The following is a 23,762-nucleotide window of genomic DNA, read 5'->3' on the forward strand; positions in this document are numbered from 1 at the left end:
GTAGGTATTTATGAGTATAAGTAGCGTAATAGGACACAAAAAGAATATTAAATTTTTGCTTAAAACAATTAGAAAAGATGAAATATCTCATAGTTATATATTCGAAGGTTCATCTGGAATTGGTAAGAAGAAAGTTGCTTTAGAAATATCAAAGTATATATTATGTAAAAATGCGACAGATGATAGTTGTAACATTTGTAAGAGTTGTGTGGAATTTAATACTTTAAATCATTCAGATTTTATGCTTATTGAAGCTGAGGGTAATTCAATAAAGAATGAAAAAATCGAAGAATTTCAAGAATTTATTCACATAAAACCAAATGAAAATGACAAGAAAATTGTTGTAATTGATAATTCTGAACTTATGACAATAAGTGCGCAAAATAGAATATTAAAAATATTAGAAGAACCACCTAAGTATGCATTAATTATACTTATTACTGCAAGAAAATCTTCACTTGTTCAGACAATTGTATCAAGGTGTCAAAGTATTAATTTTAATAATTTATTAGATGAAGAAATTAACGAATTCTTGATTAATAATGGAGTTGATTTTGAAAAATCTAGGATATTTTCAAAATTTTCAAATGGTTCAATTGTTTTAGCAAGAAAACTAATAGATAATGATAATTTTATGAATTTAAGAGATAAAGTTATGGAATTATCCAATATACTGATTTATAAAAAAAAGTGTGAATTATTTGATATGCTAAAGAACTTTGAAGACCTTAAAAATAATCAATATGAAATTTTAAATTTGCTTGAGATATGGTTTAGAGATTTACTTTTATTAAGCTTATTTGATGACGAAAAAGTTCTTTTTAATATTGATAAAGTAGATATACTAAAAAAACAATCGAAAACAATCGAAATTAATAAATTAGTACAGTGTTTGGAGTTTATTTCTAGTTCTAGGAATAAACTTGAGAAATACGTAAATTATGCACTTGTTTTAGAAGATTTGTTCTTAAAAATTCAGGAGGTTTAAAATGATAGAGGTTGTTGGAATAAGATTTAAAAAAGCGGGAAAAATTTATTATTTTGATCCCGATAATATTGAAATAGAAAGAGATGAAAATGTAATAGTAGAAACGGCTAGAGGCATAGAATATGGAAAAGTTGTTATTGGAAAAAGAAATGTTCCAGATGACGAAATAGTTCAACCACTAAAAAAGGTTTTAAGGGTTTCTACTGAAGAAGATGATATTACGCATGCACAGAATAAGAAAAAGAAGAAAGAAGCTTTTGAAATATGCGTTGAAAAAATAGAAAAACATGAAATGGACATGAAACTTATTGATGTTGAATATACATTTGATAATAATAAAGTAATTTTTTATTTTACTGCTGAAGGTAGAGTTGATTTTAGAGACTTGGTAAAAGATTTAGCTTCTGTGTTTAAAACAAGAATAGAATTAAGACAAATTGGAGTTAGAGATGAAGCAAAGATGGTTAATGGAATCGGACCTTGTGGCTTAAGACTTTGCTGTGCAAATTGGCTAGGTGATTTTGCTCCAGTTTCTATAAAAATGGCAAAGGATCAAAGTTTATCTTTAAATCCATCAAAAATATCTGGAGTATGTGGTAGATTAATGTGCTGCTTAAAATATGAATATAATACTTATAAAGATCTTAGAAAAGTAATGCCTGTACGTGGGGAAAAAATAATAACTCCTAGTGGAAAAGCAATAGTTGTTAATAGTAGTATTTTACATGAAAATGTTAAAGTGAGATTAATCTCTGAGGATAAAAAACATGAGTTAGAAGATGAAATCTTGATATTTGGAAAAGACGAAATTAAGAGAATTGAAAAAATTAAAAATAAAGACGATCATGAAAAATTAGATGTTGAAACTATGAAAGAACTTGAAGAGTTAGATGAAACAAAAAAATCTAGTAAAAAAAGACCAACTAATAATAAGAAAAAGAACTATAATAGACAAGATAATAAAAAGAATGATTATAAAAAACAAGAGGTTAAAAGTGAGCAAAAATTTGTTAAAAGAAAATGAAAGAATTGATGATTTACAACTTAATGGGCTTAAAATAATTCAAAATAAAAAAGGGTTTTGCTTTGGGATAGATGCAGTACTATTATCTAATTTTGTAAAAATAAAAAATAATCAAATTGCAGTTGATCTTGGAACAGGAACAGGAATAATTCCTTTACTAATATCAGAAAAAACAAATGTTAAGAATATTATAGCATTTGAAATACAAAATGAAGTTTATGATATGGCCTTAAGAAGCGTGAAGTTAAATAATTTAGAAAACAAAATTACTATAATAAACGATGACTTAAATAACGTAGAAAAACATATTAAGAAAAATTCTATTGATGTTGTTATTTCTAACCCGCCATATTTTACTAGCGGAGGAGCATTACTTAATCCTAGCGACTATAAAGCTATATCAAGACATGAAGTAATGTGTACTTTTGATGATATAGCAAGAAATACTAATTATATGTTAAAACCCGGTGGTCAATTTTTTTTAATTCATAGACCACATAGATTGGTTGATGTTATATGTACACTAAGAAAATATAAATTAGAGCCAAAGGAAATTAGATTTGTAGCTCCAAAGAGAGGCAAGAAACCAAATATTATGCTTATTAAGGCATCAAAATTTGGAAATTCAGAATTAAAATTTTTAGATCCACTTATAGTTTATAACGATGACGGAACATACACAGATGAAATATTTGATATTTATGATGGTGTAAAAATAGATGTTTTTGATAAAAGAGGAAAATAATATGGATATTATGGGAACATTGTATATATGCCCTACTCCGATTGGAAATTTGGAAGACATAACACTTAGAGTTATTAGAATTTTTCAGGAGGTAGATTTAATAGCGGCTGAAGACACAAGGCATACAATTAAAATATTAAATCATTTAAAAATTGAAAAACCTTTATTAAGTTATCATGAACATAATAAATTTAAAGTTGAACAAACATTAATTTCAAAACTTAAAAATGGGAAAAATATTGCATTAGTTTCTGATGCAGGAATGCCTGGAATTTCAGATCCAGGTGAAGAATTAATTAAGAGATGTATAGAAGAAAACATAGAAACCTATTGTCTTCCAGGCCCAAGTGCACTAATAAACGCAGTTGTTTTATCTGGACTTTCAACAAGAAGATTTTCTTTTGAAGGTTTTTTGGGTAAGTCTAAAAAAGAAAGGGTTAGTAGATTAGAAAAAATTAAATATGATGATCGAACTTTAATTTTTTACGAAGCTCCACATAGATTAAAAAACACTTTAAAAGATATTTACGCGGTATTTGGTGATAGAAAATGCTCTGCAGCAAGGGAATTAACAAAAAAGTTTGAAGAATATAATAGAATGAATTTAAGTGATATGATTGAATACTATAAGGAAAATAATCCGCGTGGTGAATTTGTTCTAGTTGTTGAAGGCGCATTAAATGAAGAAAAAAATGAAATTGAATTTACAGTTTCTATAAAAGATCAGTTAAATGAATTAATAAGAGAAGGCATGGAGAAAAAAGACGCAATAACCTACATTGCCAAATTAAGAAAAATCCCGAAAAAAAATGTGTATAAAGAATCTTTTGATAATGATTAATTAGTAATTTCTTGGATTTAGAGAAAATTTAGAATACTATGGCACAAATAAAATAAAAAAAGTTGAAATTATATAAATTTCAACTTTTTTATAAGTTATCATAAAAACAAAATTACTTAAGATTACCAATTTCTTTGATACATTCTGGACAAACGTTTTTACCTTTAAGATTAATAACGTTTTTTGCTTGACCACAGAAAATACATGCTGGTTCATATTTTTTAAAAATAACAGTATCTCCTTCTGTAAAAATCTCAAGTGAATCTTTTTCAGCGATGCTTAGAGTTCTTCTTAACTCAATTGGTATTACAACTCTACCTAGCTCATCTACTTTTCTTACGATGCCTGTTGACTTCATAAATTCCTCCTATTGTGCAATAATATTATTCTTCCCAATTAAATAATACTAAAGTTGTAAATAAAAGTCAATGTTTATTTTTAAAAAGGCTTATTTGTATAAATAATTTATGATACAATAAACATGTATTTTAGCTATATTATTGAAAGAGGTGATTGCTTTTGAATGGAGAAATTATATTTACATTAAAAGATATTGGTATGTTTGTTTTGTGGCTTTTATTATGTGGTATATTAGTATATATTATTTTACTTCTTAAGAATTTATATTCATCGCTAAAAGTGGTAAAAGGTATAATAAAAAATAATGAAGAAAGTATTAATAAAGTTTTAGATGAATCCCCTGGTATTTCAAAAAATATTAATGATATTTCTAAAGAAGTTGCATATGATTTATCAGTTTTCAAAGGAACAATTGATAATATCGCTGAAACTAGTGAATCTGTAACTGGTGTTATAAAAGATAATAATACAGTAGTTGATAGTATGTCGTCTGTATTACATACTGCTACTATGGCTAAAAAGGCAGTAGATAAATTTTTAGCTAAAGATGAATAGATATTAATAAAAAAATGTAGAATTTTATATAGTTTTAGGAGGTAAATTATGAGTAAAGGAAAGTTTTATGTAACGACACCAATTTATTATCCAAGTGCAAAGCTGCATATTGGTCATACATATACAACTGTAGCAGCTGATGCAATTGCAAGATTTAAAAGGGTTGCTGGCTATGATGTTATGTTTGTTACAGGTACAGATGAGCATGGTCAAAAAATTCAGACAGTAGCTGAAAATTTAGGCAAAAAGCCAAAGGAATTTTTAGACGAAATTGTATCAGATATAAAGAAGCTTTGGGAAACAATGGAAATCTCGTATGATACTTTTATTAGAACAACTGATGATTTTCATGAAAAAGCTATACAAGATATATTTATTAAACTTTACGAAAAAGGTGATATTTATAAAGGTGAATATGAAGGAATGTACTGTGTACCTTGCGAGTCATTTTGGACTGAGACACAGTTAGTTGATGGAAATTGTCCTGATTGTGGAAGACCTGTTGAGAAGACTAAAGAAGAAGCATATTTTTTCAAATTATCTAAGTATCAAGATAGGTTACAGGAATTGCTTGAAAGTGATGGGTTTCTTGAACCAAAATCAAGAGTAAATGAGATGGTAAATAACTTTATTAAACCAGGACTTGAGGATTTATGTATTAGTAGATCATCTTTCGATTGGGGAATACCTGTTCCGATTGATACAAAACATGTAATTTATGTGTGGCTAGACGCACTTAGTAATTATATTACAGCATTAGGTTATCCTGAAGACAAAGATGGTAAATTTAAAGAGTTCTGGCCGGCTGATGTTCATTTAGTTGGAAAGGAAATAGTAAGATTTCATACTATTATTTGGCCAGCTATGTTAATGGCGCTTGACTTACCACTTCCTAAAAAAGTTTTTGGACATGGCTGGATACTTCTTGAAGGCGGAAAAATGTCTAAGTCGGTGGGAAATATTGTAGACCCTGTTGTACTAATTGATAGATATGGTGTTGATGCATTAAAGTACTTTTTGCTTAGAGAATATAGTTTTGGACAAGATGGAATATTTACAAATGAAGTTTTACTTAATAGAATTAATTCTGATCTTGCAAATGACTTAGGAAATTTAGTAAGCAGAACAGTTGCTATGGTTGAAAAATACAACGATGGAATTATTATTGAATCTAGTGGTAAAACAGAATTTGATGACTCTTTAAAGGAACTTTCAGTTAATGTATATTTAAAAGTTGAAGAGAAAATGGATAAATTAGATTTTTCAAATGCGCTTGAAGAAATTTGGAAGCTAGTTAGAAAAACTAACAAATATATAGATGAAACATCACCATGGATACTTGCAAAAGATGAAAAAGAGAAAGCAAATCTTGACAAGGTACTTTATAATCTTACTGAATCTATTAGAATAATTTCAGTATTAATTCAGCCTTTTATGGTGCATACAGCAAGAGAAATATGGAAGCAAATTGGTATTGAAGAAGGCAAATATACAAATTGGGAATCTGTAAGTAAATTTGGAATACTTCCATTTGGAACTAAAGTTAAAAAAGGAAAATCGCTATTTCCACGAATTGATATAAAAAAAGAATTAGAAGAACTTGCTAAAAGTCTTCCTAAAAAAGAAAAAAGTAAAAAAAAGAATAAGAAAAAATTGATTAAAGCTGAAATTACTATTGATGAGTTTGATAAATTAGATTTAAAAGTTGCAGAAATTTTATCAGCGTCTAAACATCCTGATGCAGATAAACTACTTGTACTTAAACTTAAAGTTGGAGAAGAAGAAAGGCAAGTTGTTTCTGGTATTGCAAAATATTATGAATCAAGTGATTTAGTCGGAAGAAAGGTTATTTTGGTTGCAAATTTAAAACCAGTTAAACTTAGAGGAATTAAATCTGAGGGTATGATATTAGCAGCAGCAGATGGAAAAAATCTTGATTTAGTAACTACAGATTTAGAATCGGGAATTACTGTTTCATAGTTATACTAGTTAGGAGGCGTTATGTTATTTGATTCTCATGCGCATGTAGATTCTATTAAATTTGATAGTGATAGAGAATTTGTAATTAATAGAGCATTAAGTAGTGGAGTTTCATTAATTATGAACCCTGGAGCAGATTTAGAATCTTCTAAACGTTCAATTGAGCTTAGCAATAAATATGATTTTATATACTCTGCAGTAGGAGTTCATCCACATGAAGCGGAGAATATGAGTGAAGAAACATTAAAAATATTAGAAGAAATGACTGGGAATGATAAAGTTAAAGCTATTGGAGAAATTGGACTTGATTATTATTATGATCATTCTCCAAGACAAGTACAAAAGTACTGGTTTAAAGAGCAGTTATTACTTGCTAAGAGATTAAAATTACCAGTTATTATACATGACAGAGATGCAAATGAAGATGTTTTAAGAATTTTAAAAGAAGTTAATTCTTTTGAAACAGGGGTGTTAATGCACTGCTTTTCTGGAAGTTTAGAATTAGCTCGTCAGTATGTTAAGTTAGGCGCTTATTTATCAATAGCAGGTCCCTTGACATATAAAAATGCTAGGAAAACTGTTGAAGTAGTTCAAAATGTTTCTATTGATAGATTACTTATTGAGACGGATTCTCCTTATTTAACACCTACTCCTTTTCGCGGAAAACGAAATGAACCAATGTATGTAAGATATACATGTGAAAAAATGGCGGAGCTTAAAAAAATGTCTTTTGATGATGTTGCAAATATTACATTTAATAATGCAAAAGAAGTATTTAATATTGTATAATGTAAGTATATTTGATATCTTAGTTTTATGAATAAATAAAACTAAGATATTTTTATCTATTTGTAAGGAGGACTAATGAGAAAAAAAGATATAATTATACTTTGTATAATTATTTTATTTAGCAGTCTTAGTGTGTATACTTATTCAAAATTCCAAGTGAAAGATATTGTTATCATTGATAATGATAAAAAAATTGTTTTAAAAACACCACTTAAAAGAATTGATAAAATTTTGGATATAGCAAATATAGCATTAAATGAAAAAGACAAGGTTATCCCATCGGTTGATACAAAAATTGATAAGAATTTTGAAATAACGATAATAAGAGCAAAGAAAATTGAAATAGATTATGATGGAATAGAAAAAGAGGTTTTTTCAACAAATAACTTAGCGATTGATGTTTTAAAGGAATACTCTATAAATATAGGTGAATTTGATAAAGTTTTGCCATCAAAAAATATAGTTGTTAGTGATGGAGATATTATAAAAATTATCAGAGTTGAAAAAAAATTAGTTACTGAGAAAAAAATTGTAAAATACGATACAATAATAAAAATGACTACAAAACTTAAATCTGGACAAATAAAAAAAATATCAGATGGATTAGATGGATTAACAAATGTTACTTATAATATTACGACTGAAGATGGAAAAGAAGTTTCGAGAAAAATTATAAAAAACGAAATTGTTACTGAAAGTAAAGCTGAAATTATAGAAAAAGGTATTGATAAACTTTTTGTTACGAGTAGAGGTATGCCATTTAGATATAAATCTGTTATTATTATGAGGGCTTCAGCATATGATTTATCTTTTGCTAGCTGTGGTAAATATCCCGATAACCCTGAATATGGAATAACTTTTTCTGGAACAAAAGCACATCCTGGTGTTGTTGCTGTTGATCCTAAAGTAATACCTCTAAAGTCAAAATTATATGTTGAATCATTAGATAGAACTAAAGATTATGGATTTGCTTCCGCCGAAGATACAGGAAGTGCTATAAAAGGAAATCGAATTGATTTATTTATTGGAGATAATAAAGCGGCTATGAGATATGGGAGAAGAAATGTTAGAGTATATGTTATAGACGATAATGTTACTGACGAGTTAATAAAAGGGTATGGTAAATAAGGTGAAAAATGAAAAAATGATTATTAAGGAAGTTATTATTGTTGAAGGAAAAGATGATGAAAGAGTAATAAAAAATAGTGTTGATGCAGAAGTTATTACAACAAGTGGTTGGGGATTAAATGATAGAATTATTAAAAGAATTATAGAAGCTAATAAGAGGTGTGGTATAATTATTTTTACTGATCCGGATTTTGCGGGTGAAAAAATTAGAGAAAGATTAAGTAAAATGTTAGATAATCCAAAACATGCATTTTTATCTAAAGAAGAAGCCACTAAAAATGATAATATTGGAATAGAAAATGCTTCAAAGGAAAGTGTTATTAACGCTTTAAAAAAGGTTAGACCAGAGAAAAGAGATTATGATAAGACTTTTACAAATGAAGATATGTTTGAAAATGGGTTAACAGGGAATAACAATGCAGCTATAAATAGAAATGAAATTGGTAAAATTTTAGGTATTGGCTATGGTAATTCAAAGCAATTTCTTAAAAGGTTAAATAAATATGGTGTTACAAGAAGAGAATTTGAGAATGCGATTAATGAATATAATGCTATAGCTAATAACACAAATATTTAACAATATTTGGATTAAAGGAGTTTAAAATGAGATTAACATCACCTAGTACGATTAAATATATTATGGAAAAATATAATTTTAGATTTTCAAAAAGGTTAGGTCAAAATTTTCTTATTGATAATACTACAGTAGAAAATATTATAAATGGATCTGGAATTACGAATAACGACAATGTTATTGAAATTGGACCTGGTATTGGGGTTATGACGTATGATATGGCAAAGATCGCAAATAAAATTGTTGCAATTGAAATAGATAACTCACTTCTTCCAGTTCTAGGAGAAACATTAGAAGAATTTGAAAATATCAAAATAATTAATGGCGATGTTTTAAAGCTAGATATTAATAAAATAATTGAAGAAGAATTTGGAGGTAAGTTTCCAAAAGTAATTGCCAATTTACCATACTATATAACTACTCCTATTATAATGAAACTACTTGAAGAAAATGCAAATGTTACTGATATAATTGTTATGGTTCAAAAGGAAGTTGCTGAGAGAATAGTATCTAAACCTAGTAAAAAATCATATGGTGTCTTAAGTGTAGCAGTTCAGTACTACGCTAAGGCGTCAACTGTTATGAAAGTTCCAAGAAGTGTTTTTATGCCACAACCAAGTGTAGAATCAACAGTAATACATTTAAAAATTAGAGAAAATCCTCCTGTAAAATTACTTAGTAAACCTTTCTTTTTTAGAGTTGTGAGAGCTGCATTTGCCATGCGAAGGAAAACTCTTTTAAATACAATATCAGGTGGAAATCTTGGAATAAATAAAGAACAAACTAAAGAATTATTAAGTAACAGTAATATTGATTCGATTAGAAGAGGAGAAACATTATCAATTGATGAGTTTGCATTGTTAAGCAATAATATATATAAATTTGTTAATGATGTAGAAAACTAAAATACTAATAAGTAAAATAATAAACAGTAATATTTGACTATAAAATCATTTATTACTGTTTAAGTTTTTTTATTAAAGATTGTTTAAGTTATTTTTTTTGTTTTTTAAATAAGTATTTAGTACGGGTAGGTAATTTAGTATACCGTTTGTTGGGCGGTTAATAAGGTATTCTTTTGGTATGCTTTTATAGGGTATAGATTTTCTTTCTCCATTTTCACTTTTTATATAGTAGGTATATAGCAGTTCAAAAGGAATAACAAAATATTCATCAAATATTTTAAAGTGAACAATTAAAAATGACAAACCAGATTGATCACTATAATCTTTCATAAATTCGATTTGATGTTTATGAATATTTTTTAGTGGAATACTTTTTAGATTAGTTTCTTTAGCATCATATGCAACAGCAATTCCTTGTATAATTCCTAAAAAATCAACTGTAGATTTTTTTTCAAAAAAAGCTTTTGTAATATTTCTATTTTTATCTATCTCTGTAACTTTAATTGGCACAGATATTTTATCAATTCTAGCTAATTTTTGTTGTTTGTAAAATTCATTTGTTAAAGTCAATAAATCTTCGAGTACACTACCTCTTAAACCACGTGAATTCCAAATTGTCATAAGTACCTCTTTATATATTTTTTATAATAATTATAACATTTTTACTTATTAAATCATATTTTAAATGATATAAAATTGTTAACAACATGTTGATAATGTGGATAACACGAACAATTTATATTAAAAAATTAAAATTTAGATAAAGAATTGCTATTATTTATTACATAAGTGAACAATAAGAAGAGTTTTTGAATTTAATTTTGTATTATTTTAGTTTTAACATATTTAATATAAAAAATATAATATAATATTCAAATCTAAGGTATAATTGAAGTATGTATTTTCAAACTATTTTAAGTTTTAAAATGTTAATATGTTAATAAATGTTGATAAAATTGTTGATAAAAATGTTAAGAAGAGGTGTATATGAAAAAAAAATTTTATATAGTTGTTTTAGTGATATTAAGTTTATATTCTATTCCAACATATGCAGAATCTAAGTATAGTTTTATAAAACCGTCGTTTATGATTACAATAAATGATGTACAAGTTGAAAATGACAATACAAATTATCCACTACTTATTTATAATGATATAACTTATTTACCTATGACTTGGAACAATTCTAAATCACTTGGTCTTGAAGTAAGGTTTGATGATAAGAATATCTATATAAATAATACAAATTATAGTTATAAGTTTGTTAATGAAAGTGTAGAAAAAAAAACAATTGGAAATTTTATTGCAAATTTACCAAAACGAAATATTATAGTCAATGGAATCAAAATAGAAAATGAAAATCAAAAATTTCCAGTATTAATGTACAATGATATATTGTATTTTCCATTAACTTATACTTATATTAATAATATTTTTAAATTTGAAATTTCATATGCTGTAAATGATGGATTAAGAATAAATTCATTAAATAATATTTTTAAATTAAATAATGAAAATCCTATTGTTAGTTTGGTAAATAATGCAGCAGATGATACTAAAACTGATATTATCACGTCAAAAAATGTATATAATACAAATAATCGAGCTTATATAAAAAATATAGAAAGTTATGTAAATAGGATTGAGATAGAAATAAATAATTTAACTCCTGAAATACTAGATAATGGAGATAAAATTTATTATAAAAAGGATATTACTGGTACAACTATTGGCAAATATATATGGAAGAATGGTAATTATTATATAGGAGAATTTGATCCTAAATATCTTAATTTTAAGGGTGTGGGCTTAGAAGTTGTAAAAAATTCTTTTAAATATATAGGAGAATTTAAGGGTGAGGGTAAAAAAGAACTTGGAGTAACATATTTTGATGATGGTACTGCAAGTAAAATTACAGAGTTTATTAATGGTGTAGATGAAGAAGTAAATATAAAATACACAAAAAAGAAATCTAAAATAGCAAATAACCAGAAAGTTTTAATAATTATGACAGAATTTAATGATGTTAAATTTAAAACTTCAGAAAAACAATGGTATAATTTTTTCTTTGGAAATGATAATTCAGTTAAAGCTTTTTATAAGTATACTTCAAATGGAACTGTGAATTTTATACCTGTTGAAGAAACTCAAAATATAAAAAATGATGGGATTATTAGAGTTACACTTAATAAAAACCATTATAATTATAAAGATGATGTTTCTAAGAGTGATGAAGTATTTATTGATTCAATTAGTGAAGTTGATAAATACATTGATTTTAAAAAATATGATTTAAATAATAATGGTTTTATTGATTCAAATGAACTTATAATAGTAAATGTAGTTGCTGGATATGAATATGTAGAAGATAATGCAGATGCACCTTCTATTTACGCTCATATGTCGAGTGTTTCAAATAGTAAGTTGTTTTTAGATGAAACAACAATTAGCTCATTTGCCATGATTGGTGAATTAAATTATGATTCTTCAATTAGTCCAAGTACATATATGTCAACTTTAGCAGTTGCTTGTCATGAAATTGGCCATATATTTGATTTATTAGATTTATATGATACAGACTATACATCTGAAGGAGTTGGCCCATTTTCTTTAATGTCTACTGGTACAAATTTATATACCCAAAATGGTAAAATCGGGGAAATTCCAATAGATTTTGATCCTTGGAGCAAAGAAAAATTAGGATTTATTAAACCTATTAATATAAGCACATCAGGTGAATATGATTTGTATTCTAAAAATACTGGGAAATATAATGTTTTAAGAATTGATATTAGTAAAGATGAATATTTTCTTTTAGAAAATAGAAAGTTCGTTGATTATGATTTAGCTTTATCAAAATTTGCAAGCAAATCAGGTGTTTTGATTTGGCATATTGATAATAGCGTTATAAATGAAAAAAGTAATGCTAATGAAGTTAATAACGATGAAGATAGAAAAGGTGTTGATCTAGAAGAGGCAAATGAAAGTAAGAATGGATATGGACTTTTAGATGTTAATTCTAAAAAAAATAAAGATAAATTTAATCCATTCTTTAGATCAGATACTTATAATATTTTTAATAATACAAGTAAACCTTCATCAAAACTAAATAATGGAAAAGATAGTGGTATAAGTGTTGAAATACTTGAAGATGGAGATGTAGTAAAATTAAAAATAAATATTGATAATTAATATATATACCTTAATATAATAAAAGTTTTAAAATTGTTCACAAAAAGTTCATTGACACTTGATTTAATGTATCATATTATAAAGACACACCCCGTACGGTAGGGGGGCAGAAATATGATGAGGTGAATAAATGAAAATAGTAACGACTGATACGGCTATAAAAGAGCTTGAAAGCATTAAAGGAACTAAAAATTTAGAAACAATGGACGTTAGAATATATATTCAAGGCTATGGTTGAGGTGGACCTACATTTGGTATTGCTCTGGATGAGCATAAAGAGAATGATTATAGTATTGAGATTCCATCTGGTAAAGTAGTAGTTGAAAGTGAATTAATTGATATTTATGAAGGTTTTGAAGTTGATTATGCAAATAGCTGGCTTACAAAAGGATTTGTCGTTAAACCATATATGGGTGGATCAACTTGTTCATAATATAAAATTAAATAATAGTAGTATAATATTATTAATATAACACTAAAAAATAAATAGCACATAGGGAGGAAGCAAAATGGAAAAAAAAGTTGTGATTTATACAAGTAGTACATGTGGGTATTGTCATATGGCGATTGATTATTTTAAAGAAAATGAAATTGAATATACTGAAAAAAATGTTTCAACAGATGCTGTTGCTAGAAAAGAATTAATGTCACAAGGATTTATGGGAGTACCAGTAATTTTTGTTGATGAAGAAGTAATACAAGGTTTTGATAAAAATAAATTGGAAGAGCTTCTTAACTAATAAGAAAAAAATGAATAATAAAAAGGCGGATATACTTAATAGGTATATCCGCCTTTTTTGTAGGCCTACTATGCTTTAAAATATATATAAAACAGTAAATTAACCAAGCTCCATTTCAAAATCATCCATATTGACAATAGTAATATAATTTTTATCAACTTTAATAAGTCCTTCTTTTTCCATTTTTATAAGTTCTCTTGAAAGAGAAGGTCTTTGTACAGCCATATGTTCAGCCATATGTTTTCTAGAAAGCTTTACTTTAACTCTTAGTGAATTTTGATTTCTAGATTCAGAAATTAAATATGTACAAATTTTTTGTCTAATAGTATCAAGTGAAAGCATTTTTACTTTGCTGTTAAGAACAAATAATTTTGTAGATAATAAAAATAAGAAATTTTCAAGTACAACTGGGTGATGCATTAATAGATGAAGAATTTTATCTTTTTTAAGTAGTATTAGTTTGGAATTAGTAATGGAAACGATTGATATAGGATATTTATTATAACTAGAAAAAATAAGGGCTTCTCCAAATATATCGGATTCCTCCATTTGCATAACAGTTGAAATTTTTCCACTAGGAAAAATTGTTTGAAGTTCAACAGTACCTTCTAAAACTATTCCTAATGAATCACAGTCATCTCCCTCAAAAGCGATTATAGAACCTTTTTTATAAGTAATAGTTTTATTATCAATAAAACCCAATATATGATTAATATTGTCATCGGACAATTTTTTAAAAAGGTCGCAATTTTTTAGTGCATTAGAAACTTTATTCATAAATTTCTCCTTTTATTTTTTTTAGTAACATATGTTACATCTTTATTTAAAATAAAGAATTATAATAACATTGTGAAATAGATATTTAATTTTTCTGTTTACTTTACTTATAAGTTGGGTAATTAGCAAAAGACGTGTATTTCACGTTTAATTATAACATAATAATATTTTTTTAATAAGCTTAAGGAGGATTTATAATGTCAATGTATTGTTTTCAGTGCCAAGAAACAATTGGTAACAAGGGATGTACAAAAGTAGGTGCTTGTGGAAAAACAAGTGATGTTGCTAATTTACAGGACTTACTAATATTTGTGCTTAGAGGACTGTCTGCTGTTAATTACAAAGCAAGAGAAAAAGAATTAAATTCTAAATTAGCAGATAAAGTTATTTTTGAAGGATTATTTAGTACTATAACAAATGCTAACTTTGATAAAGAAGTTTTTGTGAAAAAAATAAAGGAAGCTTTAAAATTAAGAGATGAAATAAAAGAATCTTTAGTAAAAAATGGACTTGAAGTTTCTAGTCATGATTCAGTTTCATGGTTCTCAGATGATGTTAATGAATTTGAAGAAAAAGCGAAAACTGTTGGTGTTCTTGCAACAGAAAATGAAGATATAAGATCACTTAGAGAATTAATAATTATTGGAGTAAAAGGAATGGCAGCATATGCAGAACATGCATTAAATCTTGGATATGCAGATGATGATTTAGAAAAATTTATGGAAGAAGCTTTAGTTGCTACAACTAAAGATTTAAGTGTTGATGAACTTGTTGCATTAACTTTAAAAACTGGTGAATATGGTGTTAAAGCAATGGCACTTTTAGATACAGCTAATACAACTACTTATGGTAACCCAGAAATTACGGAAGTAAATATTGGTGTTAAGTCTAATCCTGGTATACTTATTTCAGGCCATGACTTAAAAGATATGGAAGAATTATTAGAGCAAACAAAAGGAACTGGAGTAGATGTTTATACTCATGGCGAAATGCTTCCTGCAAATTATTATCCAAAATTTAAGAAATATGATCATTTTGTAGGTAACTACGGAAATGCATGGTGGAAACAAAAAGAAGAGTTTGAATCATTTAATGGACCAATTCTTTTTACTACAAACTGTATAGTTCCTCCTGTTGAATCTCATAAATCAAGAATATTTACAACTGGTTCTTCAGGATTCCCAGGATGCGTTCATATTGCTGATAGAGAAGAAGGTAAGCAAAAAGATTTTTCTGAAATTATTGAGCTTGCAAAAACGCTAAAATCACCAGTAGAAATAGAAAAAGGAACAATAGTTGGAGGATTTGCTCATAATCAAGTGTTTGAATTAGCTGATAAAGTAGTAGATGCTGTTAAAAGCGGAGCTATTAAGAAATTCTTTGTAATGGCCGGTTGTGATGGAAGACATAAAAGTAGAAATTATTACACAGAATTTGCAGAAAAATTACCAAAAGATACTATTATATTGACTGCAGGTTGTGCAAAATTCAGATATAATAAACTTAATTTAGGAGATATTGGTGGAATTCCTAGAGTTCTTGATGCTGGCCAATGTAATGATTCATATTCATTAGCAGTTATTGCTCTAAAACTTAAAGAAATCTTTGAATTGAATGATATTAATGAATTACCACTTGCTTATAATATAGCATGGTATGAGCAAAAAGCTGTTATCGTATTACTTGCTCTACTTAGCTTAGGTGTTAAAAATATTCACTTAGGACCAACACTTCCAGCTTTCCTTTCACCTAATGTTGCCAATGTACTTATTGAAAACTTTGGTATTGCAGGTATTGGAGAAGTAGAAGATGATTTAAAATTATTTTTAGGTGAGTAGTATTATAAATAAATTTATAAGGTTTTTAGTTTTCTAGAAATTATTAAAAAAGATAAAATAAAAAAGTCCACTACATTATGAATTAGATTTATAATGTAGTGGGCTTTTTTTAAAACGTTTTAACCAATCAATTTAGGGTATGTATGACTGAGAATAAAAATATAAATTTAACAAAATAGTTTGACAATTAACAGATAAAGTAGTAAGCTATTATCATACCCCCTACCAAGGGGGATGAACGTTGAACGATGTTTATTTTTTCACGAAGTGATTTTTAATATATAGGAGGTTATTATGGCTAAAAAAGTACTTATAGTCGGTGGAGTTGCAGGCGGAGCTGGAACTGCAGCAAGACTTAGAAGAATGGATGAAACAGCTGAAATTATTATGTTTGAAAGAGGAGAATATATTTCTTTTGCTAACTGTGGACTGCCATATTATATTGGCGAAACAATTGAAGAGAGAGATGCTCTCTTGGTTCAAACTCCAGAAGCAATGGAAGCTAGATTTAATATTGATGTAAGAGTCCAAAATGAAGTTTTATCTATTGATAAAGAAAATAAGATATTAGAAGTAAAAAATTTAAAAACAGATGTAACATATAAAGAAAGTTATGATGTATTGGTTCTTTCACCTGGTTCAACACCACTTAAGCCACCAATTCCTGGAATAAATGCAAGCAATATATTTACACTTTGGAATATTCCAGATACAGATATAATAAAAGAATATGTTGACAGAAAAAAGCCTAAAAAAGCTGTAGTAATTGGCGGTGGATTTATTGGAATTGAAATGGCTGAAAATTTACATGATAGAGGCATTGAAGTTTCAGTAGTTGAGATGGTAAACCAAGTTATGGCTCCTATTGATTTTGAAATGGCTGAAATTGTTCATAATCATTTAAGACAAAAAGGAATTAATTTGATTCTTGGAGATGGGGTAAAACAATTTACAAATGAAAAAGGCTTAACTGCAGTAGAACTTCAAAGTGGACTTAAACTTGATACAGATATGGTTATGCTTTCTATTGGAGTAAGACCACAAAGTAATCTTGCAAAAGAAGCTGGACTTGAATTAAATCAAAGAGGCGGAATTGTTGTTGATGAATATTTAAAAACATCTGATGAAAATATTTTTGCACTTGGAGACGTAATAGAAGTAATTGATTTTGTAAATGGCGGAAAAGCTATGATTCCTCTTGCTGGACCTGCAAATAAACAAGGAAGAATTGTTGCTAACAATATTTCAGGAGAAATGGAAAAATATAAAGGAACTCAGGGAACTTCTATAGCAAAAGTATTTGATTTAACAGTTGCAAATACAGGTGTAAATGAAAAAAACTTAATTAGAATGGGCAAAAAAATTAGAGAAGATTATGACGTTGTAATACTTCATTTAAAATCTCATGCAGGCTACTATCCAGGTGCTATACCACTTACATTAAAACTTGTGTTTGCAATGGATGGAAAAGTTCTTGGTGCACAAATAGTTGGATATGATGGAGTAGATAAGAGAATTGACGTTATAGCTACAGCAATAAGATTTAATGCTACTGTTGATGATTTGAAAGAGCTTGAATTAGCATATGCTCCTCCATATTCTTCTGCAAAAGATCCAGTTAATATGGCTGGCTTTACTGCAAATAATATGTTAACTAAGAAATTTAAGTCTATTAATTATAATGAATTAGAAGATATAGATTTTGATAAAGATATTATTCTTGACGTTAGAGAAGATATTGAAAGAGAACTTGGTTTTATTAAAGGTTCAATTAATATTTCGGTAGATGAATTAAGAAATAGATATAAAGAATTAGACAAGAGCAAAAGAATAATAACATATTGTGCAATTGGACTTAGGGGATATATTGCAGCAAGGATTCTTGAAAATTTAGGTTTTGAGAACGTTTGGAATTTAAGCGGTGGATATTCTACTTATGCAAGCGTATATTGTCATGATGAAGATAGTGAGTATTGTGAAAACGTCTCATGTGAAGAGGGATATTGTCCAGATACAGATTTTTCAGAAACTGGAGATGTTGAAAATAAAAAAACTGTAAGGACAGGTGAAGTAGTTAAACTTAATGCTTGTGGACTATCATGCCCTGGACCTATAATGAAAGTATATAAAGCAATAGAAGCTATGAATGATGGTGATGTATTAGACGTAAAAGCAAGTGACCCTGGATTTGCAAATGATATTGCCACATGGACTAGAAGGACAGGAAATACTCTACTAAGTTCAGGCAAAGAGGACAAGAACTATATTGCTTCTATTATGAAAGGAATTGAAGGAAGGGTAGAAAAAGAACCAGTAAAAACACAAATAGTGAATCCAAATGATGGAAAAACTATGGTAGTCTTTAGTGGAGATTTAGATAAAGCATTAGCTTCACTTATAATTGCAAATGGTGCAGCTTCAATGGGTAGGGAAGTAACAATGTTCTTTACATTCTGGGGGCTTAATATCCTTAGAAAAAATAATAAAGTATCAGTAAAAAAAGATCTTGTATCGTCAATGTTTGGAGCAATGATGCCAAGAGGAACAAAAAAATTAAAACTTTCTAAGATGAGTATGCTTGGTATGGGCGGAAAAATGATTAGAAAAGTTATGAAAAATAAAAATATAGATTCTTTAGAAGAATTATTACAAAGTGCACTTGATAATGGTGTAAAAATGATTGCTTGTAATATGTCAATGGATATAATGGGAATAACAGAAGAAGAACTAATAGATGGAATAGACTTAGGTGGAGTAGCAACATACCTAGGAGCAGCAGAAGAATCAAATGTAAATTTATTTATATAACATAAAGCGGTGCAAAAAAAGTGACAAACATTATCGATCAAGCTAGCTTGAAAGAGAGAATGTTTGTCACTTTTTTTATAGGGACTGAAAGTCCCATACTTAGCGAATAGCACGAAGTGCGTTAAGCGCGCAGCGCGAATTCGCAAGTATAGGCACCGCAAAACTAGATAGAAAATATTATAGATTACTTGCTCACAAAATCGAATTCGTTTTACTTTTTTCATTGGGAATTTATGACCAATACAAGGCGAATGGAAGCAAACGAAGTTTGTGAGTTCGCCGGTAGCACCGCTATAAATTGAAAGCGAAAGTCCCATACTTAGCGAATAGCACGAAGTGCGTTAAGCGAATAGCGCGAGTTCGCAAGTATAGCACCGTAAAACCATGAAAGACAAACATTATTGATCAAGCTAGCTTGAAAGAGAGAATGTTTGCTACTAAATAATATCAGTATTCCTTGTAAATATATTAAATTCATTTCCAATATCTAAAACAAATTCATCGCTATATGCCTTAAGAGTATCATCATTTATTTTTCGATATTGCTGAAGATAGTAAGGTGAATTATTAGTATATTTAAGTATTTCTTTTATATCATTTTTACTAACACTTGGGTAAAATGTTGTTCTAAATTCATGATTTTTAAAAGATTGTATAAGCTTAATACTATTTTTAATAGAATCAAAAGATTTTCCGCAAAGCTCATTATATTTGTCTGGTGATGTTTTAATATCCATAGCTATATAGTCTACAAGTTTGTTATCTATTAAATCCTTTAATATTTTTGGATTTGTTCCGTTTGTATCTAGTTTGATTTTGTAACCCATTTCTTTAATTGCAAAACAAAAACCGTATAAATCACTTTGAAGAGTTGGCTCACCACCGCTAATAGTTACAGCATCAATAAGATTTTTTCTTTTAATAAGTAAATCGAAGATTATTTTTTCGTTAATTAGTTCAAATTTAGTTTCAAGATTTTTATTGTGACAATAAGGACAATTCATGTTACAGCCCTTTGTAAAAATAACTAAACTAATATTTCCCGGGTAATCTATAAATGAAGTTCCTAAAAAAGATGCAATATTCATTTTTTCACCTCCTATAGAACTTTTTCTATATTGAACTTGATTCTTTCTTCAAATTCGAGTACCTTGCCGTTATTATAGCTTTGAATAGGTCTATAATAACCAACAACTCTACTGTAAACATCAAGTTTTTCTCCACACTTAGGACATTCTAAGATTTCACCTTTAAAGTAACCATGATGTTTACAATGAGAAAATGTTGGTGTATATGAAAGGTAGGGGAGTTCATAGTTAGAAAATATTTTTTTTATTAAATTAGATATAACGCTTCCATCTTCAATTTTATCTGCAGTATAAAGATGAAGTACAGTTCCGCCTGTATATCTAGATTGAAGTTCATCTTGAAGATCAAGGGTATCAAATATATCTGAAGAATAATCTACCGAAAGTTGACTTGAATTTGTATAGTAAGGTGTCTTGTCATTTCCCCTAGTAATAATATCTTTATACATTTTTTTATCTTTAAGAGCTAATCTATAAGCAGTGGATTCGGCGGGAGTTGCTTCTAAATTGTACATATTTCCAGTTTTTTCTTGAACATCACTCAAATAATCTCTTAAATAATCCATAATTTCAATGGCAAATTTTTGTCCTTTTTCAGATGATAAATCTTTATTTATAAAGTTTAATACAGCTTCGTTCATGCCAACTAACCCAATTGTTGAAAAATGATTAGACCAGTATGAATTATTTGCAAATTTTATATTTCTAAGATATTGTCGGCAGTAAGGATAAAGCCCTTGATTAGTCCATCTTTCAATGTATTTTCTTTTAAGTTCAAGTGATTTAATTGCAATTTCAAGAGCTGAATTTAGCATTTTAAAAAACTGCTCTTCTGTTCTAGCTTTATAGCCTATGCGTGGAAGATTTAATGTTACAACGCCAATACTTCCTGTAAGAGGATTAGATCCAAATAATCCACCGCCCCTTTTTCTAAGTTCTCTATTATCAAGCCTTAATCTACAACACATACTTCTAGCATCTTCAGGAGAAAGATCGGAATTAACAAAATTTGCAAAATAAGGGATGCCAAACTTTACTGTAACATCCATCCAAAGTTTAACTACAGCACTTTCCCATGGAAATAATTCATCAACGTTTAATGTTGGAATAGGAAATGTAAAAATCCTACCTTCGCTGTCACCTTCTATCATAGCTTCTATAAATGCTTTGTTTATCATATCCATTTCATTTTGAAATTCTCCTAAAGTTTTATCAGTAGGTTTTCCGCCAATAACAACTGGAAGATATTTCATATTATTTGGACAAGAAAGGTCAAAAGTTAAATTTGAAAATGGACTCTGGCCACCAATTCTCATAGGCATATTAATTTCAAATATAAAAGATTTTATTATTCTTTTTAATTCATTAAACTCCAAATTATCATAGTATACAAAAGGAGCAAGATAAGTATCAAATGATGAAAAAGCTTGTGCGCCTGCATTTTCAAGTTGTGTTGCAAAAATACTATTTGCGAGTTGTCCTAGTAAAGTTGATAAATGTTTTGCTGGTGCGCTAGAATGCTTAGGTCCAACAAGACCTTCCATAATTAGTTGACCTAAATCCCAACCAGAGCAATAAGGCCCTAAGAAACCCATATCATGAATATGAATTTCACCACTCTTATGTGCATTTGAAATTTCGATAGGATATATTTCATTCAACCAATAGAGTTTAATAAATTCTTCTCTAGTATAGTTATATAAAGCCATTACAGATTTTTCTGAACTATTTGCATTTTCTTTTATCTGCCAATCTTTTTCTTCTAAATAATCATTCATAAGATCAATAGTAGCACTAATTAAAGAGTTTTTCTTTTCCTTAAATTCGTTAATTTTTCCATTTCTTTTTCTTACACGCATAATCATATAATCACTCCCAAAATAATAATAATAGATGGGTGAAAACTCATGAAAAAAACCTATCTTCAAAAACAAAAAGATAGGCAATAAAAACTTAAAACATGATACTTCCCACCGAAGTTTATGACAAAAAGTTATAGGCAGGTCTCCTGACTTATGAATCACTTTACTAATCTTTCCTTCCCGTAAAAAAACAGTGGTATATAAGATTTTCATCATCAATTACAGTAGCGGGGGCTGTAGAGGAATATCACCTCTTTCCCTATTATCTCTTAATAAGAGCACCTAGAACACAATATGTTGTTGTTTCTAGTTTATCATACACAATATATGCTTTCAAGATAATTATTACTTTGTAGAAAATATATTTATATTTTAGATTTTTAAGGAGTATGGTATTATTATATAGAGATGATATCAAGAGAGTAGAGAGAGGTAAAAAATGAGCAAAGATAATAAAAAATTAATAAATAGGCTTAAGACGATTAAAGGTCATATCGCTGGTGTTGAGAGAATGGTAGAAGAAGGAAAAACATGTGATGAAGTTCTTATACAAATTGCTGCAATAAAGTCTTCAATAAATAAAGTTGGACTTCTTATAATGGAAGAAAACGCACTTGAGTGTCTTCATTCAGTTGAAGAAGGAGAAATGGTAAGTAAAGAAAAAGTTGAAGAAGTAATTAAAACATTCATTAAATATTCAAAATAAAATTGAAAGTTACTGGGGGAATCTTTATTTTTCAGTAGCTTGTTTTTTTATAGATTTAATATTAATTAACTTAGTAAAAAAAACAAAAAGAACTGATATAGTTGTTTGAATCTTATTTTTTGGGATAAATGTATTTAATAGATTGTATTATAAATTCGTTGACACTCAAAAAAAATTGTGCTATTATTAACTTGTAACGATTACAAAGTTGAAAAAGTTAAGACAACTATATATTAAGGAGGAATTTTATATGAAGTATGTATGTGAACCTTGCGGTTATGTTTATGATCCAGCATTAGGAGATCCAGATGGTGGAATTGCACCAGGTACAAAATTTGAAGATATTCCAGAAGATTGGGTGTGTCCAGTTTGTGGTGTTTCAAAAGATATGTTCGTTCAAGAGTAATTTAACTTATAAGAAAGGTATATTATGAATAAAATAGCGAATGTTAACGAATTTTTAAAAAGCAACAATATTAAACCATCATATCAAAGAATTAAAATTTATGAGTACTTATATAATACAAAAGAACATCCAACTGTTGATATTATATATAGAGCTCTTATTGATGAAATTCCGACTCTTTCAAAAACAACAGTTTATAATACTTTAAATTTATTTGTTGATAGTAAGATAGTGTCTTTAATCACAATAGAAGATAATGAAACTAGGTATGATGCAGATACATCTTTACATGGACATTTTAAATGTGAAAGATGTGGTAAAGTTACAGATTTTAAATTAGACTTATCAGATATTGTTATTAATGAAATGGATGAATTTCAAATTAATCAAAGACATATATACTTTAAAGGTATATGTAATAAATGTTTAAATTAATTAAAACGATAATAATCTGAT

Annotated in this window: 22 protein-coding genes and 1 riboswitch; of the genes, 17 read left to right on the forward strand and 5 right to left on the reverse strand. The window is 28.0% G+C overall.

What is annotated here, in order from left to right:
• Positions 1–10 precede the first annotated feature (10 nt).
• From AACH12_RS00135 to rsmI, 4 genes are read left to right on the forward strand one after another with little or no spacing between them, the layout of a single operon-like run.
• Positions 11–988: a DNA polymerase III subunit gene (locus AACH12_RS00135; RefSeq protein WP_338536063.1), complete on the forward strand. Its 978-nt coding sequence runs from the start codon at positions 11–13 to the stop codon at positions 986–988.
• A gap of 1 nt (position 989) precedes the next feature.
• Positions 990–2,012 (forward strand): PSP1 domain-containing protein, encoded by a 1,023-nt coding sequence (locus tag AACH12_RS00140; protein ID WP_338536064.1) that lies wholly within the window; start codon positions 990–992, stop codon positions 2,010–2,012.
• Positions 1,984–2,757 carry a tRNA1(Val) (adenine(37)-N6)-methyltransferase gene (locus AACH12_RS00145; protein WP_338536065.1) on the forward strand — a complete coding sequence of 258 codons (774 nt, stop codon included), beginning with the start codon at positions 1,984–1,986 and terminating at the stop codon, positions 2,755–2,757. Before AACH12_RS00140 ends, AACH12_RS00145 begins: the two co-directional genes overlap by 29 nt.
• A complete protein-coding gene (gene rsmI, locus AACH12_RS00150; protein WP_338536066.1) occupies positions 2,732–3,598 on the forward strand; it encodes a 16S rRNA (cytidine(1402)-2'-O)-methyltransferase in 867 nt (288 codons plus the stop codon). Before AACH12_RS00145 ends, rsmI begins: the two co-directional genes overlap by 26 nt.
• A gap of 112 nt (positions 3,599–3,710) precedes the next feature.
• Here the strand turns inward: rsmI and AACH12_RS00155 are convergent, their stop codons facing one another.
• Positions 3,711–3,956, reverse strand: coding sequence for an AbrB/MazE/SpoVT family DNA-binding domain-containing protein (locus AACH12_RS00155; RefSeq protein WP_338536067.1), 246 nt, complete (start codon positions 3,954–3,956; stop codon positions 3,711–3,713).
• A gap of 161 nt (positions 3,957–4,117) precedes the next feature.
• Here AACH12_RS00155 and AACH12_RS00160 point away from each other — a divergent pair, with 161 nt between their 5' ends.
• The 6 genes from AACH12_RS00160 to rsmA all read left to right on the forward strand — a co-directional run bounded on the left by AACH12_RS00160 (position 4,118) and on the right by rsmA (position 9,889).
• On the forward strand, positions 4,118–4,513 hold the full coding sequence (locus AACH12_RS00160; protein ID WP_338536068.1) for a hypothetical protein: 396 nt from the start codon (positions 4,118–4,120) through the stop codon (positions 4,511–4,513).
• A 48-nt stretch (positions 4,514–4,561) separates the two neighbouring features.
• Positions 4,562–6,493, forward strand: coding sequence for a methionine--tRNA ligase (gene metG, locus AACH12_RS00165; RefSeq protein WP_338536069.1), 1,932 nt, complete (start codon positions 4,562–4,564; stop codon positions 6,491–6,493).
• A gap of 21 nt (positions 6,494–6,514) precedes the next feature.
• The gene (locus tag AACH12_RS00170) at positions 6,515–7,282 is read left to right on the forward strand and encodes a TatD family hydrolase (protein ID WP_338536070.1); all 768 of its coding nucleotides are present in this window, start codon (positions 6,515–6,517) and stop codon (positions 7,280–7,282) included.
• A 75-nt stretch (positions 7,283–7,357) separates the two neighbouring features.
• Positions 7,358–8,410 (forward strand): 3D domain-containing protein, encoded by a 1,053-nt coding sequence (locus AACH12_RS00175; protein ID WP_338536071.1) that lies wholly within the window; start codon positions 7,358–7,360, stop codon positions 8,408–8,410.
• 16 nt (positions 8,411–8,426) lie between these two features.
• On the forward strand, positions 8,427–8,987 hold the full coding sequence (rnmV, locus tag AACH12_RS00180) for a ribonuclease M5 (RefSeq protein WP_463670994.1): 561 nt from the start codon (positions 8,427–8,429) through the stop codon (positions 8,985–8,987).
• A 26-nt stretch (positions 8,988–9,013) separates the two neighbouring features.
• Positions 9,014–9,889 carry a 16S rRNA (adenine(1518)-N(6)/adenine(1519)-N(6))-dimethyltransferase RsmA gene (gene rsmA / locus AACH12_RS00185; RefSeq protein ID WP_338536072.1) on the forward strand — a complete coding sequence of 292 codons (876 nt, stop codon included), beginning with the start codon at positions 9,014–9,016 and terminating at the stop codon, positions 9,887–9,889.
• A gap of 72 nt (positions 9,890–9,961) precedes the next feature.
• Here rsmA and AACH12_RS00190 read toward each other — a convergent pair whose 3' ends face one another.
• Entirely contained in the window at positions 9,962–10,510 is a 549-nt protein-coding gene (locus AACH12_RS00190) for a Holliday junction resolvase RecU (protein WP_338536073.1), read from the reverse strand.
• Between the two features lie 366 nt (positions 10,511–10,876).
• Between AACH12_RS00190 and AACH12_RS00195 the strand changes: the two genes are divergently transcribed.
• Complete coding sequence (locus tag AACH12_RS00195) at positions 10,877–13,081, forward strand: M6 family metalloprotease domain-containing protein (protein WP_338536074.1); 2,205 nt, start codon at positions 10,877–10,879, stop codon at positions 13,079–13,081.
• Between the two features lie 509 nt (positions 13,082–13,590).
• A complete protein-coding gene (locus tag AACH12_RS00200) occupies positions 13,591–13,821 on the forward strand; it encodes a glutaredoxin family protein (protein WP_338536075.1) in 231 nt (76 codons plus the stop codon).
• A gap of 99 nt (positions 13,822–13,920) precedes the next feature.
• On the opposite strand, the gene AACH12_RS00205 is transcribed toward AACH12_RS00200, so the two are convergent.
• A complete protein-coding gene (locus tag AACH12_RS00205; protein WP_338536076.1) occupies positions 13,921–14,598 on the reverse strand; it encodes a Crp/Fnr family transcriptional regulator in 678 nt (225 codons plus the stop codon).
• A gap of 197 nt (positions 14,599–14,795) precedes the next feature.
• Between AACH12_RS00205 and hcp the strand changes: the two genes are divergently transcribed.
• Positions 14,796–16,436, forward strand: a complete 1,641-nt coding sequence (gene hcp / locus AACH12_RS00210; protein WP_338536077.1) for a hydroxylamine reductase — start codon at positions 14,796–14,798, stop codon at positions 16,434–16,436.
• A 294-nt stretch (positions 16,437–16,730) separates the two neighbouring features.
• Positions 16,731–19,244 (forward strand): DsrE/DsrF/DrsH-like family protein, encoded by a 2,514-nt coding sequence (locus AACH12_RS00215; protein ID WP_338536078.1) that lies wholly within the window; start codon positions 16,731–16,733, stop codon positions 19,242–19,244.
• 437 nt (positions 19,245–19,681) lie between these two features.
• Here the strand turns inward: AACH12_RS00215 and AACH12_RS00220 are convergent, their stop codons facing one another.
• Both AACH12_RS00220 and AACH12_RS00225 read right to left on the reverse strand, forming a co-directional pair.
• Complete coding sequence (locus AACH12_RS00220; protein WP_338536079.1) at positions 19,682–20,332, reverse strand: anaerobic ribonucleoside-triphosphate reductase activating protein; 651 nt, start codon at positions 20,330–20,332, stop codon at positions 19,682–19,684.
• An 11-nt stretch (positions 20,333–20,343) separates the two neighbouring features.
• Entirely contained in the window at positions 20,344–22,197 is a 1,854-nt protein-coding gene (locus AACH12_RS00225) for a ribonucleoside triphosphate reductase (RefSeq protein ID WP_338536080.1), read from the reverse strand.
• A gap of 116 nt (positions 22,198–22,313) precedes the next feature.
• A riboswitch (cobalamin riboswitch) is annotated at positions 22,314–22,495 on the reverse strand.
• A 138-nt stretch (positions 22,496–22,633) separates the two neighbouring features.
• Here AACH12_RS00225 and AACH12_RS00230 point away from each other — a divergent pair.
• From AACH12_RS00230 to AACH12_RS00240, 3 genes are all read left to right on the forward strand, one after another.
• Entirely contained in the window at positions 22,634–22,900 is a 267-nt protein-coding gene (locus tag AACH12_RS00230) for a metal-sensitive transcriptional regulator (protein ID WP_338536081.1), read from the forward strand.
• A gap of 250 nt (positions 22,901–23,150) precedes the next feature.
• On the forward strand, positions 23,151–23,306 hold the full coding sequence (gene rd, locus AACH12_RS00235; protein WP_338536082.1) for a rubredoxin: 156 nt from the start codon (positions 23,151–23,153) through the stop codon (positions 23,304–23,306).
• A 24-nt stretch (positions 23,307–23,330) separates the two neighbouring features.
• Positions 23,331–23,741, forward strand: coding sequence for a Fur family transcriptional regulator (locus AACH12_RS00240; RefSeq protein ID WP_338536083.1), 411 nt, complete (start codon positions 23,331–23,333; stop codon positions 23,739–23,741).
• The last annotated feature ends 21 nt before the right edge of the window (positions 23,742–23,762 follow it).

It is taken from the genome of Helicovermis profundi, assembly GCF_033097505.1.
Lineage (GTDB): Bacteria > Bacillota > Clostridia > Peptostreptococcales > Acidaminobacteraceae > Helicovermis > Helicovermis profundi.